Here is a 15,965-nt window from a genome sequence, read left to right as displayed (position 1 = left end):
TATTGGGATTCAGCTCCTATATATGGTTTAAATAAAGTCTTTTAAATTACCTTGGTTGTCCCGCCGGTTGACATGGAGACATCAACGGGTTTATTTGTTTTCCAAAAACCCCTTGTAAAATCAGGTATATCTACCGAATTTGAGCGGTTTGCAAGTGATTTTTCACTGAGTGGCAGTATAGAACTCCACAATGCTGCATCATATACATCCTGGTCTAGTGCCAAACCATTTCTTAAGCAATCTATGGTACGCCAATCCATAATAAAATCCATACCACCATGTCCGCCGATCTCTTTAGCCATTTCCCCAACAAGTTTAACTATTGGAGGAGTATATTTTGTTTCCAGTTCTCTTATTTTTTCTTCAGACAACCACTCATCTCCGCCTATAGCGATTTTGCCAGGGAGAGGATATTTTTGTGCAATTCCCTGTGTTCCGCTGATAAGGTGCAAACGGGAATAAGGGCGAGGTGATGTTACATCGTGCTGTAACATGATAGTTTTACCTTTTTCTGTGCGAATGGTAGTCGTGTTCATATTTCCATTGTAATCCTTTCCTGTAAAAGCTTTATAAAACGAATCGGAAGAAGCAAGCTGCTCTGCCCTTTTTTCCATCATAAAATCATTCCCTGAAACGGAGACCAGATAGTCCATCCTGTCACCCCTATTTATATTCATAGCCTGGCATACCGGACCTAAGCCATGGGTTGGATACAGATTACCTTTCCTTTTAGTGTATTCCTGTAAACGCCAAAGTTTATAATTCTTGGTTTTCGAGAAGTTACCCTCCAAAATATCGTGTATATAGGCCCCCTCTCCATGTATAATTTCACCAAAAAGACCCTGGCGAGCCATGTTTAAAGTTAATAATTCAAAAAAATCATAGCAGCAATTTTCCAGCATCATGCAGTGCTTCTTAGTACGTTCTGAGGTTTCTACCAACTGCCAGCATTCCTCTACCGTTGTAGCAGCAGGAACTTCCACACATACATGCTTGCCGCTATTCATCGCATAAACTGCCATAGGCGTATGCAGGGCCCATGGGGTTGCTATATAAACCAGGTCGATGTCATTACGATCAAACATTTTTTTCCAGGCGTCCTCTTTATCAGTATAAATCTCAGGTTTGTGCGCTGTACCTTTCAAAAGGTCTTTTGCAGTATTAACCTTTTCAGGACGCAGATCACATAGTGCTTTAATATCTACCCCGGCAATTCTTTTAAGCCGGTTTACAGCTGCCGGACCTCTGTTACCCAGGCCAACAAATGCTACGCGAACCACATCCAGTTTAGGGGCAGCATACCCGGACATGTTAAATGTTCCCATGGAATAACCGGTTATAAGGCCAGGAGCTTTTTCTTGGGGTTTAAAACTACTTAATAAATTTCCGCCTGCTAAGCCAAGACCTGCGAGTCCGGTAATTCTTAAAAAATCTCTTCGTTTATTATTCATGTGATTTATTTTATTTAAACTAACCCAAACTGTAAAAAATACTCCAGTTCGATTGGGTTTAGGAGCATTGTATTTTATGGTCTTTCAGCTCATGTTCTCGATTCTTCTTTTTTTTTATTAAAGCCGTATGTGACGATAAAGCATTTCAAAATAGCGGCAAAATATCCTGACAAACAAGAAATTAGACAGTTTAAAAAGCGAGAACGTTATCGATAACGTTCTCATTCTTATTTACAGCGCATATTTAGAATCCTTCGAAGGATTTTCATAATTTTAATCACTTAAAATCATAGATATACCTTAATTAATGAAAAAATATGGCGACAACATCATGAAATCATCACTAAGCAAAAGAGATACACTGATTTCAATTCTAATAATAGGCGTTTTGTTCTTTATATTTGGGTTTGTATCCTGGATTAACGCCATTTTAATCCCTTATTTTAAAATAGCATGTGAGTTATCAAATTTTCAGTCATATTTAGTTGCTTTTGCTTTTTATATCTCGTATTTTGTTATGTCTGTCCCTTCAGCTTTTCTATTAAAGAAATTTGGTTTTAAAAAAGGAATGATGATTGGCTTTTGGACAATGGCAATAGGTGCATTCATCTTTGTACCTGCGGCATACCTAAGAACGTACGAAATATTTTTATTGGGGCTTTTTTCTTTAGGCGCGGGACTCGCCATTCTGCAGACCGCTGCCAATCCTTATATTACCGTATTAGGTCCAAAGGAAAGTGCAGCCCAGCGTATAAGTATCATGGGAATCTGCAATAAAGGTGCGGGCATCCTGGCCCCTCTTATATTTGCTGCGCTGATCTTAAAATCAACAGATAGAGAACTATTTGCGCAAATTCCACTAATGGACGATGTTGCAAGAAATGTTGTTTTAAATGAATTGATTAGGAGAGTGATTTTACCTTACACTTGTATTGGTGTCGTGTTGTTAGGACTTGGCTTAATGGTTCGCTATTCTCCTCTTCCGGAAATCAATACCGAATATGAAAACCCTGAGGTTTCCACAGCCAACGCTAATAAAACAAGTATTTTTGAATTTCCGCATCTCATCCTGGGTGCAATTGCGATCTTTTTGCATGTTGGCACACAGGTAATAGCTATTGATACCATCATTGGCTATGCGGGTTCTATGAATATTCACATCCTGGAGGCAAAGGTATTTCCCTCCTATACTTTGTTTGCAACTATCTGCGGCTATATTTTGGGGATAATTTGTATTCCCAGATTCATCAGTCAGGTAAATGCCTTACGCTTTTGCACACTTCTGGGAACGATCTTTTCACTCTTAATTATTTTTTCCAGGTCTACGGTAACATTTTTAGGTCATGTCACTGATATTTCCATTTGGTTTGTTGTTTCGCTCGGTTTTGCGAATTCGCTGATTTGGGCCGGCATCTGGCCATTGGCTTTAGATAAGCTCGGCCGGTTTACAAAGTTAGGAGCTTCAGTTATGATCATGGGATTGTGTGGAAATGCTATTATGCCATTATTATATGGTTATCTTGCAGACACTTATGGTTTGCGTTATGCCTACTGGGTTTTATTTCCTTGTTATATCTACCTTGTTTTTTATGCTTTTAAAGGACATAAACTCCGGGCATGGCCATTTGGTAATCCAACTACTTAAATTATGAATTATCCAAAATTAAAAATAAGTAATGGAAAGATAATTACACCTTATAAGTTAATTAAGCGTGGTACTGTACTCATTGAAGACGCTAAGATCATAGCTGTCGAGGAAAATGATATAGAAGCGACTGATGCTTTTGAAATAGATGCGTGCGGGAAATACATCTCTCCCGGATTTATAGACCTTCATATTCATGGAGGTGGCGGGCATGATTTCATGGACAATACTGTTGATGCATTTTTAAAAATAGCTGAAACACATGCCCGCTACGGAACTACTTCTATGTGCCCGACAACGCTTACCAGCGAAAAGAAAGACCTCCTTAAAACGCTCGAGACTTATGAAAGTGCAGATAAAATAAATCATCTGGGCGCTCAGTTTATTGGAATGCATCTGGAGGGCCCATATTTTGCTTTAAGTCAGAGAGGTGCTCAGGATCCAAGATATATCCGCAACCCAGATCCTGCGGAATACCAGGAAATACTGGCCGGTACTTCAATCGTAAAGAGATGGAGTGCGGCACCTGAACTGCCCGGAGCCATAGCATTCGGCAGGTATCTAAAATCCAAAGGAATATTGGCTGCCATTGCACATACAGACGCTATTTACGAGGAGGTCCTCGAGGCATTTGAAAATGGTTATACGCTGGCAACCCATTTTTATTCCAGCATGTCCGGCGTTACCAGGCGTGACTGCTACAGGTATGCAGGCGTAATTGAAAGCGGCTACCTGATAGATGAAATGAGTGTAGAAGTTATTGCTGACGGCATCCATTTACCGGCACCTCTTCTCAAACTAATTTATAAGATAAAAGGGGCTGATCGCATCGCATTGATAACAGACTCTATGAGAGGAGCGGGTATGCCTGAAGGTGACAGCATTCTTGGAAGCTTGAATAATGGACTAAAAGTCATTATAGAAGGAGGTGTAGCAAAATTGCCCGATAGAAGTTCATTTGCAGGGAGTGTTGCCACAGCAGATCGTTTGGTTAGGAATATGGTAAACATGGCGGATGTTCCGCTGATAGATGCCATAAGAATGATTACGAAGACCCCTGCGTCTATCATGGGTATTGATTCCAAAAAAGGAACTCTCACAGTGGGCAAAGACGCTGATATCGTTATTTTTGATGAAAACATTAATATAAGCACCACTATTGTTAATGGAAAAGTTGTCTATAAAAAAAATAAATAATCCCTTCTCCGTTGTATTAAAGCACATTTCTTTCTAACGCAATAAAAGCTGATTAAGCATTCCGGCTTAGGGTTTCTACTTGTCCTTTTCTTTCTATCTATTGTCCGAATTTTTGAATACTTCGTATCTCTTGTTGCAAGGATTGCAATTATTGATGGATATAAAGTAGTTGGTCAATATATTTTTGATATAAAACACAATATCAGACAAAATCTAATCAATCACAACCTTAAAAAGAAGATTTATTTATTATGATAACGCTATCGGCACCGTTATCGCTTATTTATTTCCCAATTTTCTGAGTTTAAATTCAGTTTATCCATAGTTTTAACACTATAAACATTATAAAACTCATAATAAAGTCTAAATATTTACCAAATAACTAATTTTTATGCTTCTTTTTTAAGAAAATCACTATAAAAATTCAATATATCAACAAAAAAATATCAATAACCTTATTAATTACAGAATTATCATCAAAATACCGGAACAATACTCTAAAAATACAATCTAGAAATTACTCCGTATAAACTTAACCTAACACCAACACACATGGCAAAACTAAAACACAAACCCAGAAAAAACACAATAGCTAAACGGAGTCTTTGGCTATATCCAATTGTCGCAATATTTAGTATAGTCATTCTATGGCCATCACAGCTAAATGCACAAAATATAAATGTAATTAGAGGTACCGTTCAAGACAGCGCAACCCGTATGACTCTTCCTGGTGTGAATGTACAGGTGAAGGGAACCAACGTTGGAAGTTCCACCGGCAAAAATGGAGAATACACCATACCTGCTAAAAAAGGCGATGTAATCGTGTTTTCTTTTATTGGCTATGAAAGGCAGGAAGCAATTGTAGGAGATCAAAACGTTATCAATATGCTTTTAGGAGAAAGCTCATCAACACTAAAAGAGGTTGTTGCTGTAGGTTATGGAACCCAGCGTAAAGCCACCTTAACAGGCTCTGTAGCAAGCGTCAGTGGTAAAGACCTGCAACGCAGCCCCGCGCTTAATGTGGCAAGTAACCTATCAGGACAACTCCCGGGAGTTGTCACCAAAATGACCAGCGGTGAGCCGGGAAGGGATAATCCGACCATCTTAATACGAGGAAGAAATACAACGGGAGACAATAACCCTCTGGTTGTAGTGGATGGAGTACAAGGGGTTATAGGTTGGGAACGGATAAATCCAAATGACATTGAATCTGTTTCAGTATTAAAAGATGCTTCAGCAGCCATTTATGGATCACGAGCTGCAAATGGGGTAATTCTGATTACGACAAAAAGAGGATCGTCTGGAAAGCCTGTCGTAAGCTATTCCTATAACCAGGCAGTTACCCAACCCACCAGGCTTCCCCAAATGGCAAGTTCTGCAGAATTTGCCGGATATGTTAATCAATTGGATGCAGAGGCCGGTCAAAGCCCAAGATATTCCGCTGCTGAAATTGAATTATTTAGAAACGGAACAGATCCGAATTATATTAATGAAGACTGGTACGACGCAGTTTTAAAAAATTCCAGCCGCCAGAGTCAGCAAAATTTAAATGTAAGAGGAGGTAGTGAAGACGTTAAATATTCCGTTTCAGGATCCTATACAAATGAGGGTAGCATATTTAAGAATGGGAGCCTCAAATATAAAACATACTCGCTCAGAAGTAATGTAGACGCTCAAATTAACAAGAATTTGAAATTAGGTTTTGATCTGAACGGAGCTTACAATGACGGCAATTATCCGGCTTATGACGTCGCTGCGACTTTTGCAGCCCTTAAGCAGATCCCATTTCTACCAGTCTACTGGCCTAACGGGCTACCATCTCCCGGTATTGAAAACGGAACAAATCCTGCAATAATGGGCACTTCTCTTACCGGAAATCAGCACACACAGACCTATAATTTCAATGCGAAGGGATCCTTTGATTTAACCATTCCCTGGGTCAAAGGATTGGGACTTGATGGATATTTTGTGTACAGCAACAATATGGTTGCAGATAAAAACTGGCAAACACCATGGACTGTATACGATTACAATAAATTAACAGGTGTATATACACCAAAAACCGGTGGAGGTATTTTATTCCCGCAGCTTACACAATCGTTCGCCCAATCCCCGCAGACTTTATTAAACCTTCGGCTCAAATATGAATTCAAAATTGGTGACCATAGTTTTAACACCTTTATTGCAGCAGAGCAATCAAATCTCAATTCAAGTAACTTTTTCGCATTCAGAAAAAATTACATATCAACATCAATTGATGAGCTGTTCGCAGGCAATCTGGTAGATCAATCTACAGGTGGAGTAAGGTTAGAAAGCGGGAGAGAAAATCTTTTTGGACGTGTTAGCTATGGTTTTTTGGACAAATACTTACTTGATTTCAACTACAGATATGATGGTTCTTCAAACTTCCCCAAAGGTAAGAGATTTGGGTTTTTCCCGGGCGCCTCTGCCGCATGGCGGATTTCGCAGGAGAATTTCATGAAAAAATTGAGCTTTGTAGATAATCTGAAATTAAGGGTATCTGTGGCAAAAGTAGGAAATGATGCGATTGCCGCTTTTCAGGATTTAAGATTGTACACTTTGGGCAATACCGGGATGAGCTTTGGCGCCGCCCCTATTGCAACAAACGGATTAGTTACCGGAGTTACTGCCAATCCAAATATCACATGGGAAGTTGGAACAACTGCAAACATTGGTTTAGATGCAAGTTTATGGCAGGGTCTGTTCGGTTTTACAGCTGATGTATTTAAACAAACACGATCCAATATTTTAGCGACCAGAGATCTTGCAGTTCCCGCTTACACCGGTCTTGTACTCCCAAATGAAAATATTGGCACAGTAGAAAATACAGGTTTCGAATTTGAGATGAGCCACAGGAAAACCGTGAATGATTTTTCATGGAGAGTTGCGGCAAATGTTTCTTATTCCCATAACAATATAGTTGATATCAGTGAAGCACAAAATGTAGCAGAATGGAAAAAGTTAGAGGGGCATGTTCTGGGCGCTACAAGATATTATCATGCCACCGGAATATTCAGGACACAGGACGAGATAAATACTTCTGCCATATACCCTGGTACAAGAGTTGGTGACCTCAAATATGAGGATAAAGATGGAGATGGCGCAATTACAGCCAATGACATGTATACAATGGACAAAACCAACACCCCAGAACTTGTATTTGGGCTCAATTTATCCCTGAAGTATAAGGACTTCTCTTTATGGGCGAATTTTGCAGGTGCCAGCAATGTATGGCAGTATTATCATGTCAACGCCAGAGCTGCGATAAATCAACTTGAGGATGTAATTATTAACCGTTATACTCCCGGAAGTATGAATTCAAAATATCCCAGGTTACCTACACTTGAGACAATGGTAGAACCAAGTGGACTTCAGTCTGACTTCTGGTTAAAAGATGCTACTTATGGAAGGTTAAAAACATTAGAGTTTTCCTATAACCTGTCGCAAAATTTACTGTCAAAGTTTAAAATGCAATCTGTGAGGCTCTATCTTAACGGACAAAACTTATTTACAGTTGACAATGTAAAGTGGGCAGATCCTGAAAACAGTTCCAACTCAGCCGCCTATTACCCGCAGAGTAAAATTTACAATTTAGGAATAAACGTCACTTTTTAAAAAACAGCAATCATGAATTGGATATATAATATAATAAACAGAAAGAAAAACTCACCTGGTTTTTACAGCATATTGCTGATTTTTTCGATAGCCTTTATATCTTCCTGCACTAAAGACGCTTTAGACAAAACGCCTACAGATCGTTTTTCAGACGAAGCTGTATGGCAAGACGAGAGCTTAATAGAAGCCTTTGTTAACAACACATACAGGGCAATACCAACCTCCCGCTCAGCGGGCAATTATACTTCAACCGCTTTAATCTTCGGTGAATTAACCGACGAATTATATGGCAGGGGCGGTGGCCATAACTACATAAATGAAGGGAATATAACTCCGTCCCAATTGGGGGCCCTTGACTATTGGACAACCAGCGGTGCTAACTACTGGAGTGTTATAACACAATGTAATATCTTTTTTCAAAACATAGGCGAGGCTTCTGCCGAGGAGTCACTCAAGAATAGAATGAGCGGAGAAATGCATTTTTTTAGAGCGTTTGCTTATTTCAGACTTGTTTCATTATATGGAGGCGTTCCTATAATTACAAAAGTTTTTGACTTGACTGATGACTTTAACGTGCCAAAAAATACGTATGATGAATGTATGAGTTTTGTTATATCCGAATTGAACTCCGCAGCTGCGTTATTGCCACTTACTTACCCTTCAGCAAACCTAGGCAGGATCACAAAAGGCGCAGCCTTAGCTGTTAAATCAAGGGCACTATTATATATGGCCAGCCCATTAAACAATCCAGCTGGCACAACCCAAAAATGGCAGGCAGCAGCAGATGCAGCTAAAGCTGTTATTGACCTGAACATATATGCTCTTTATTCCAATTATAAAGATCAGTTTTTGCGGGCAAATTCTTACAATTCAGAATCAATATGGTCCAGACCTTTTAATATTCCAGTTTCTACGGAACTTAACCCGGAAAATGAATTGCGTCTGTTCCCTAACGGATACAGCGGATATGCACAAGTCCATCCTTATCAAAATTTTGTTGATGAATTTGAGATGACAAGCGGTAAACTCCCTAAAGATGACCCTAATTATGACCCACAGAATCCATACGTCAATCGTGATCCACGGTTCTATGCAACTATTTTGTATGATGGAGCTCCCTTCAAGGAACGCACCATTGAAACCTTCGTTCCCGGAGGCAGGGATTCCAGAGAAGGACCGATTTCAAGTTGGAATGCAACTGAAACAGGGTATTATGTTAGGAAATTTATCGACGAATCCGTGACCAATCCGAGTGGCATCAACCAGGGCAACTCACCATGGATATTTTTCAGGTACGCTGAAATATTACTTAATTATGCGGAAGCGAAATATTTTCTTGGAGACGAAGCAACCTGCAGAACATACATTAATATGGTAAGAAGCAGGCCAGGTGTAAATATGCCCAATGTTACTGAAAGCGGCCCGAGCCTTTTGACAAGACTACAACATGAACGACAAATTGAGTTATGTTTTGAAGAACACCGCTGGTTTGATGTTCGCCGCTGGAAAATTGCACCGATAGTCCTTAATAAACTTCCTACAAGGATGGATATCGTAAAGAATCCAGCTACCAACAAAAAAACATATACTATAAATACCATGGCAAATTTCAAGTTCACGTTTAAGGATAAGAACTATGTACTGCCGATACCCCAGGTTGAGATTGATAAAAATCCATCTTTGGTACAAAATACAGGATACTAGATTAGCTGACTGGACTGCTAAAAAATATTGAACACAGCAGCAAGAATGGAATTATATAGTTGGGAGTTTAATTTTAATTAATAGACAATAATTATGTTAAAATACATTTTAGCGATACTCGGGATTACAATTTGTATCTCAGGTTGCAAAAATCTCATTAAACAAAATGAAGAGCTCACAACAGATGCGAGCTGGAGCCTACCTGAAAATGACGCAAACGGACTCCATAAAGTAAGTTATACCGCATTGTCTCAAATATATGACAACTACATGCTGGAGAATAGAGATGTGACATTGCGCGATGAACGACTATTGACAATGAGAGGCATTAAAACCACATATGAAGGAGTGCCTGTTTATAAAACCATAGCAGAATGGGAAAAAAGAAAAGATTACCTTAAAAAACACATTTTGGTCTTTGCCGGTCTTTGGCCGATGCCTGATAAAACCCCTTTGCATCCGGTGTATTATCACAAAGTTGATCATGCTGATTATACCGTTGAAACAGTAACAATAGAAACCTATCCTGGTTTTTTACTGGCAGGCAATATATACAAGCCCAAAGGAGATGGTCCCTTTCCAGCGATTTTATCTCCACATGGCCATTTTAAATATGGGCGCCTGAACAATGACACAATACATTCAGTTCCTGCCCGTAGTATAAATCTGGCAAGACAAGGCTATGTAGTGTTCAGTTATGACATGGTTGGATATAATGATACCCGACAAGTCTCTCATACCTTTGCAAATGACAGCATTTCGCCATTGTACAATATTAATATATTGGGTTTGCAATTGTGGAACAGCATCCGGGCATTGGATTTCCTAATCGGCCTTCCAAATGTGGACACTGCAAGGGTAGGCATTACCGGAGCTTCCGGAGGTGCTACTCAGGTTTTTCTTCTGACAGGAGTAGATGACCGCTACCAGGCTTCAGCTCCGGTAAACATGGTCAGTAATACCATGCAGGGAGGAGATCTATGCGAAAATGCCCCTGGGTTGAGAACCAATACTTTTAATGTGGAAATTGCTGCAATGGTGGCGCCAAAACCACTTTTGCTGGTTTCAGACACACATGACTGGACTTTCAATACAAGGAATACCATCATGCCCATGATGAAACCCTTTTATCATTTGTATGATGCCGATCAAAAAATCAAAAATGCCCATTTTGATTATGTCCATAACTACAATAAAGCCAGCAGAGGAGCAGCGTATGAATTTTTTGGCAAGTGGCTGCTGCATGAAAACGATAAAACAAAATTAAGAGAAAAGCCCTTTGTGGCGGACAGCGATCAAAACTTGCTGGCTTTTATGAATAAACGGGATGCAGATAGAATCAGTACTTACGAACAACTCTCTCCCTCTCAATATCATGATGCGCCAAAGTTGAACGAAAAAGGGTTCAATGCCTCATTAAAGGCCATGTACATCAAACAGTTGGCACAAAACTGGCCAAAGGACGACAAATCCCTTCAAAACTTTAAGACGGTATATGGAACAGCTATTGAGCATTTGGTACAGGCAACTATGCCAGATGCCATAGATTGTAAAATAATGAGCAGTGCCAGGGGCACGAATTTTATCCTCCATCAGTTACTAATCGCCCGCAAGGATAAAAATGACTGGATACCCTGCACATTATACCAACCCCTCTCTACCGCAAATTCAACAGTAATTCTAACTGCTGATCAGGGTAAAGCACACTTTATACTAAAAAGCCTTCCTATTCCCAGTGACCTGATAAATAAATTACTGGATCAGAAATGCAATGTCCTGACTACCGATTTATTTAAGCAGGGAGAACACGTACTACAAGATTCGACAGTGACAGGTCGTGACGAAACCGATAAGCAATTTACTGCATACAATTTAACTGACAGACAAGAACAAGTCCAGGATTTGTTGACAATTATAACAGCTATTAAACAAAATAAAGATCTATCTAAAAATATTAGTTTGTATGCCAGTGGAAATACAGGGATAACCGGTTTGCTTTTAGCACCAATTGCAACTAACCTAAGCAAAATAGTTCTCGACGGGAATCATTTTGATCCCGGAACCGAACAGAATATGTTGAAATTGCAAATACCCGGTATATTGAGAATTGGAGGATTACCGACATTCCTGGCCCTTGCCGCAAACAAGCACTTGGTACTTTACAATGCACATCCATCATTAAAATCTCCAAATGTAAACCGGGTAATTGAATTAGAAAACAACAAAGACCATTGCATCGTTCTTACGGAAAAGATGGCAGATGACCAGATAGTTGATTTTTTAACCCATTAAAAGAACTTAATCTGACAGAGGGTTAATCATCAATCCTCTGTCAGTATTAACCAGCAGACGGCAGACCACTAATTAATTTCGTTGAGTAGACTCCCGGACGATCAATTTCCCTGGCAAAGTCACTTCCTGATATTGAAAATACTTTTTCTTGATATGTTTTAAAAGCAGCTCGCAAGATGTCTTTCCAATATTAAAGGCCGGCTCGGCAATTGTTGTTAGAGAAGGAGAAATAATAGTGCACATAGGGTCATTGGTAAAGCCAATCACTCCAAATTCCTTTCCTACATTGATGTTATTCTTTTTCAAAGCGATCATAGCACCTATGGCCTTTCGGTCATTTACCGCAAAGATGGCATCGGGCTTGTGTTCGCTTTGCAACAGGTAATTTGTATCCGTTTCACCCCATTCTTGTGAAAATCCGGAATGAACAATCCATTCTTGCCTGACAGCCATATCATGTTTTTTTAATGCGTCAAGGTAGCCATTCAATCTTTTTCCTGTAAAATCTAGTCCCTTAGGCCCTGCAATATGTGCGATTCTAGTGTAGCCATTCTCAATCAGGTGCTCTACAGCTTCAAATGCGCCATTATAATCATCCTGCATAACTTTGGATGTTTCTATATTGCTGGCAACTCTGTCAAAAAAAACTATAGGAAGTCCTTCATCAATCAATTCCTGGAACTGATTACAGGAATCAGAGTTGGAAGAAACCGAAATTAATAAACCATCCAGGCTCGAAACTGACAAATTTTGAACAATAGAGGATTCCCGTTCAGGATAATCATTTGTGATATAAATAACAATATTATAGTTGTTCTCGTACGCTACTTCCTGGATCCCGGTTAAAACTGTTGAAAAATAATAGTTTGTAATAAAAGGGATGATGATCCCGATATTATGTGTACTTCCCTGGGATAAACCAGTGGCATTGAAGTTCGGTTTATAATTCAATTCTAAGGCTAAGGAAAGTACTTTTTCTTTAGTCTCGGCATTGACATCATAGGTATCTCTTAGCGCTCTGGAGACCGTCGATACAGAAATATTCAAAATTTTCGCTATATCCTTAATCGTGACTTGATGACGACCCATCAGTATTTTTAATATGTGTTTATGATTATCTAATGTAGCGAATTTTATGTTAAGAGCGAAGGCAAAATTTGATTTTAATAATCCTGATAGAGGTGCCAGAAAAGACTACAGATTAAAAGCGAATAACGCAAATTTCGGCAACGTTATCGCTTTTTTATTCAGATATTTCCCTAAATTCAGTAAAAATAGTATGTAACTTCCCATTAGGATAAGGAAATCAGGAAATTATCCTATCTAAACCAGACATTACTTACTAAATAACATGAAAATCCTAATTTTATTCCCCCTTTTACTTTCAATGACATACATTAACTCTTCATTACCCGGTCAATTTAGTGACAATGCAAGTCCATCTGATTTGCATGATACAAATTCTGTAATTTCAGATAGCCTTCCATCTGTTTTAGCCGGAAATCATGCAGATCTGATTGAAAGCAAATTAAGAAATGAAGCTGTTTGTAAATTCGGAAGTCATCAATTACCGGATGACCTTAAAGAATGGGAGAAATACCGAATCCAACTCAGAAATACCATTATACAGAAGACCGGACTTATCATAAACCACAAGCTTCCTTTAGACATGAAGGAAACCGGTTCAATAACCATGGACGGTTATACAATTAAGAATATAGCCTTTCAGACCCGACCGAATGTATATGCAACAGCGAATCTCTATATCCCGGAAGGTAAAGGACCATTTCCTGCGGTAATTACAATGCATGGTCATTGGCCGGGAGGACGATTATACGAATCCTTCCAGGCTATAAGCCAAACCCTGGCGCTTAATGGTTATGTGTGCCTGAATATTGATGCCGCAGGAGCAGGAGAAAGAACAACAACTCACGGCCAGGATGAGTATCACGGAGCAAACCTTGGAGCCTCACTGATGAATATAGGAGAAACCCTGGCCGGAGTCCAGATTTCTGATAATATGCGGGGAGTGGATTTACTCACTTCATTACCATATGTTGATCCCAAAAAGATCGGCGCAACAGGAGCAAGCGGAGGAGGAAATCAAACCATGTGGTTAGCAGCCCTTGATGAACGTATTAAAGCCGCTATGCCTGTGGTAAGTGTAGGTACTTTTGAATCATACATCATGCGCTCCAATTGCGTTTGTGAGCTGATGCCAGACGGATTGACTTTTACTGAAGAATCTGGCGTTATTGCCCTGGTTGCTCCAAGAGCCATTAAATTATGCAACAATATTGTTGATAATCCTACCTTTTTGTCTTCCGAAATGCTAAGGACATTTAATAATGCCCGACCAATATTTAAATTATTAAATGTTGAGAATAATCTTTCTAACCTGGTTTCGAATAAAACACACGGCTACTGGCCCGAGACGCGGGAAGTTCTGCTTGGCTGGCTTGATCTTCACCTTAAAGGGATTGGCACCGGGGAGCCTAAAAAAGAAATCCCTTTCAAAATTTTACCAAATGAAAAACTCTTGGTATATCCTAATGGAAGCCGGGACCCAAAAGTTGAAACTATTGCAGCTTATGCTAAAAGAAGAGGCCAAGATCTAAGATCTGCGTATTTGGATACCAAATCTTTCGATGTTAATCAGAAGAAGAAAGCCCTGCGGAGTATTTTAAGAACAAATGAGAAGTCAGAATTAAAAAAAATACATACATATACCAGCCTCGATGGATGGGATCGTCTCTGCCTGGAAACCAGTGATGGGAAACTAATTCCCCTCTTGCATTCAGGTCCATCAAACCATTCCATGGGATATATGGTGATTTGTGACCCACAGGGAAAAAACAATATCTCAGCAAGTCTGCTTGATAAATTAAAGAAAAAAGGACTGGGGATTATCATTGTGGACTTATCTGGCACAGGGGAAGCATCATCATCAAAAGAAAGTACGGGCAATAAGAGCATGGTGCTCCATACCCTTTCCCGGTCAGAGTTATGGTTGGGAAAAACTATTTTAGGTGAATGGGTAAAAGAACTAGGCCTCGTATCAGATTTTTTAAGATCAAAATATAAAGCCGCTAAAATTGGAATTGATGGCAGCAGGGAAGCCGGACTTGCCGGAATGTTTTTAAGCGCGACAGAAGGAAAGATAGATTATCTTGTTATGCGGGAAGCACCCTTAAGTTACGCTTTTGATAACCGTGCAAATGTAGACTTTTTTAGTATGGGGATTCACTTACCGGATTTTCTAAATTGGGGTGATGTATCTCTTGCCGCGGCATTAAGTGGTAAGCAGATTGAGATCATCAACCCTGTAACCATGTCAGGCAGACGAATAACCGGCGATAGCTTAAGTGAATATCAAAAAGAGTTTGAAAAAATACGGAGTATATCAAAGCAGCCTGGAAAAACAGTCTTCAACTGACCTAATTACAAAAAGAATAAGCCCCCGGGATCACAAAGGAGAAACTTTGTCAGCATCTCCTTTAATCTGAACAATTAAAACCTCCTGGTAGTTTAAATCCTGGATAAAAATATCCTTCTGTGATTAGGTTTAATGGCAATGTAATAGCAAAGTCATTAAAGCTAAAAATATATAATTATTTGAATTTCATAATAAATGATTTGACACGCATACTTTGTGCTCTAAGCAGAAAAATAAATTTGCAGTGTAATAAATACACTATGTCTAAAGTACTCCCCTATCTTATCTTTTTCTGTAGTTTTATGATTGCCGGTCCCGGGACATTGAATGCGCAGACAATAAAACTAAAAGACGCTATTAATACTGCTTTAACAAATTATGGAACAATTAAAGCAAAGCGCAACTATATCAGTGCCTCGCAAGCTTCCCTGCAACAGGCCAAAACAGAGCTTCTGCCAAACCTGAACCTATCTGCCCAGCAGGACTACGGAACCATAAACGGACAGAATGGTCCCGCTTACGGTCTCGGCGGATTAGGAGTAGCATCCAGCGGGCCATCCTTTGAAAAACAAAACTGGAACGCCGCCTTCGGCGGCTTATACCT

General features: G+C 39.5%; 9 protein-coding genes. 7 read left to right on the top strand and 2 right to left on the bottom strand.

Going from position 1 to position 15,965, the window contains the following annotated elements; genetic code table 11:
* Positions 1-41: 41 nt before the first annotated feature.
* Positions 42-1,451: a Gfo/Idh/MocA family protein gene (locus tag VK541_RS22320; RefSeq protein WP_324372765.1), complete on the bottom strand. Its 1,410-nt coding sequence runs from the start codon at positions 1,449-1,451 to the stop codon at positions 42-44.
* Positions 1,452-1,758: 307 nt separating this feature from the next.
* Here VK541_RS22320 and VK541_RS22315 point away from each other — a divergent pair, with 307 nt between their 5' ends.
* The 5 genes from VK541_RS22315 to VK541_RS22295 all read left to right on the top strand — a co-directional run bounded on the left by VK541_RS22315 (position 1,759) and on the right by VK541_RS22295 (position 11,925).
* The gene (locus tag VK541_RS22315) at positions 1,759-3,096 is read left to right on the top strand and encodes a sugar MFS transporter (RefSeq protein WP_324372763.1); all 1,338 of its coding nucleotides are present in this window, start codon (positions 1,759-1,761) and stop codon (positions 3,094-3,096) included.
* Between the two features lie 3 nt (positions 3,097-3,099).
* Entirely contained in the window at positions 3,100-4,293 is a 1,194-nt protein-coding gene (gene nagA, locus VK541_RS22310; protein WP_324372762.1) for an N-acetylglucosamine-6-phosphate deacetylase, read from the top strand.
* A 552-nt stretch (positions 4,294-4,845) separates the two neighbouring features.
* Positions 4,846-7,929 (top strand): TonB-dependent receptor, encoded by a 3,084-nt coding sequence (locus tag VK541_RS22305; protein WP_324372761.1) that lies wholly within the window; start codon positions 4,846-4,848, stop codon positions 7,927-7,929.
* Between the two features lie 12 nt (positions 7,930-7,941).
* Positions 7,942-9,633 carry a RagB/SusD family nutrient uptake outer membrane protein gene (locus tag VK541_RS22300; RefSeq protein ID WP_324372760.1) on the top strand — a complete coding sequence of 564 codons (1,692 nt, stop codon included), beginning with the start codon at positions 7,942-7,944 and terminating at the stop codon, positions 9,631-9,633.
* Positions 9,634-9,726: 93 nt separating this feature from the next.
* The gene (locus VK541_RS22295) at positions 9,727-11,925 is read left to right on the top strand and encodes a hypothetical protein (RefSeq protein WP_324372758.1); all 2,199 of its coding nucleotides are present in this window, start codon (positions 9,727-9,729) and stop codon (positions 11,923-11,925) included.
* A 72-nt stretch (positions 11,926-11,997) separates the two neighbouring features.
* Here VK541_RS22295 and VK541_RS22290 read toward each other — a convergent pair whose 3' ends face one another.
* Positions 11,998-13,062: a LacI family DNA-binding transcriptional regulator gene (locus VK541_RS22290; protein ID WP_324372778.1), complete on the bottom strand. Its 1,065-nt coding sequence runs from the start codon at positions 13,060-13,062 to the stop codon at positions 11,998-12,000.
* A gap of 214 nt (positions 13,063-13,276) precedes the next feature.
* Between VK541_RS22290 and VK541_RS22285 the strand changes: the two genes are divergently transcribed.
* Positions 13,277-15,361, top strand: coding sequence for an alpha/beta hydrolase family protein (locus tag VK541_RS22285; protein ID WP_324372757.1), 2,085 nt, complete (start codon positions 13,277-13,279; stop codon positions 15,359-15,361).
* A gap of 260 nt (positions 15,362-15,621) precedes the next feature.
* Positions 15,622-15,965, top strand: a 344-nt coding sequence (locus VK541_RS22280; protein ID WP_324372755.1) for a TolC family protein, incomplete at its 3' end; no start/stop codon positions are given.

It is taken from the genome of Pedobacter sp. (assembly GCF_035317785.1).
Lineage (GTDB): Bacteria > Bacteroidota > Bacteroidia > Sphingobacteriales > Sphingobacteriaceae > Pedobacter.
The sequence above is the reverse complement of the archived record's forward strand: the minus strand, read 5'-3'. Positions and strand labels throughout refer to the sequence as shown.

Excerpts from the sequence above, each read along its gene's own strand:
- VK541_RS22295 (WP_324372758.1), top strand. The coding sequence starts at position 9,727 with ATGTTAAAATACATTTTAGCGATACTCGGGATTACAATTTGTATCTCA.
- VK541_RS22285 (WP_324372757.1), top strand. The coding sequence starts at position 13,277 with ATGAAAATCCTAATTTTATTCCCCCTTTTACTTTCAATGACATACATT.
- VK541_RS22320 (WP_324372765.1), bottom strand. The coding sequence starts at position 1,451 with ATGAATAATAAACGAAGAGATTTTTTAAGAATTACCGGACTCGCAGGT.
- VK541_RS22305 (WP_324372761.1), top strand. The coding sequence starts at position 4,846 with ATGGCAAAACTAAAACACAAACCCAGAAAAAACACAATAGCTAAACGG.
- VK541_RS22315 (WP_324372763.1), top strand. The coding sequence starts at position 1,759 with ATGAAAAAATATGGCGACAACATCATGAAATCATCACTAAGCAAAAGA.
- nagA (WP_324372762.1), top strand. The coding sequence starts at position 3,100 with ATGAATTATCCAAAATTAAAAATAAGTAATGGAAAGATAATTACACCT.
- VK541_RS22300 (WP_324372760.1), top strand. The coding sequence starts at position 7,942 with ATGAATTGGATATATAATATAATAAACAGAAAGAAAAACTCACCTGGT.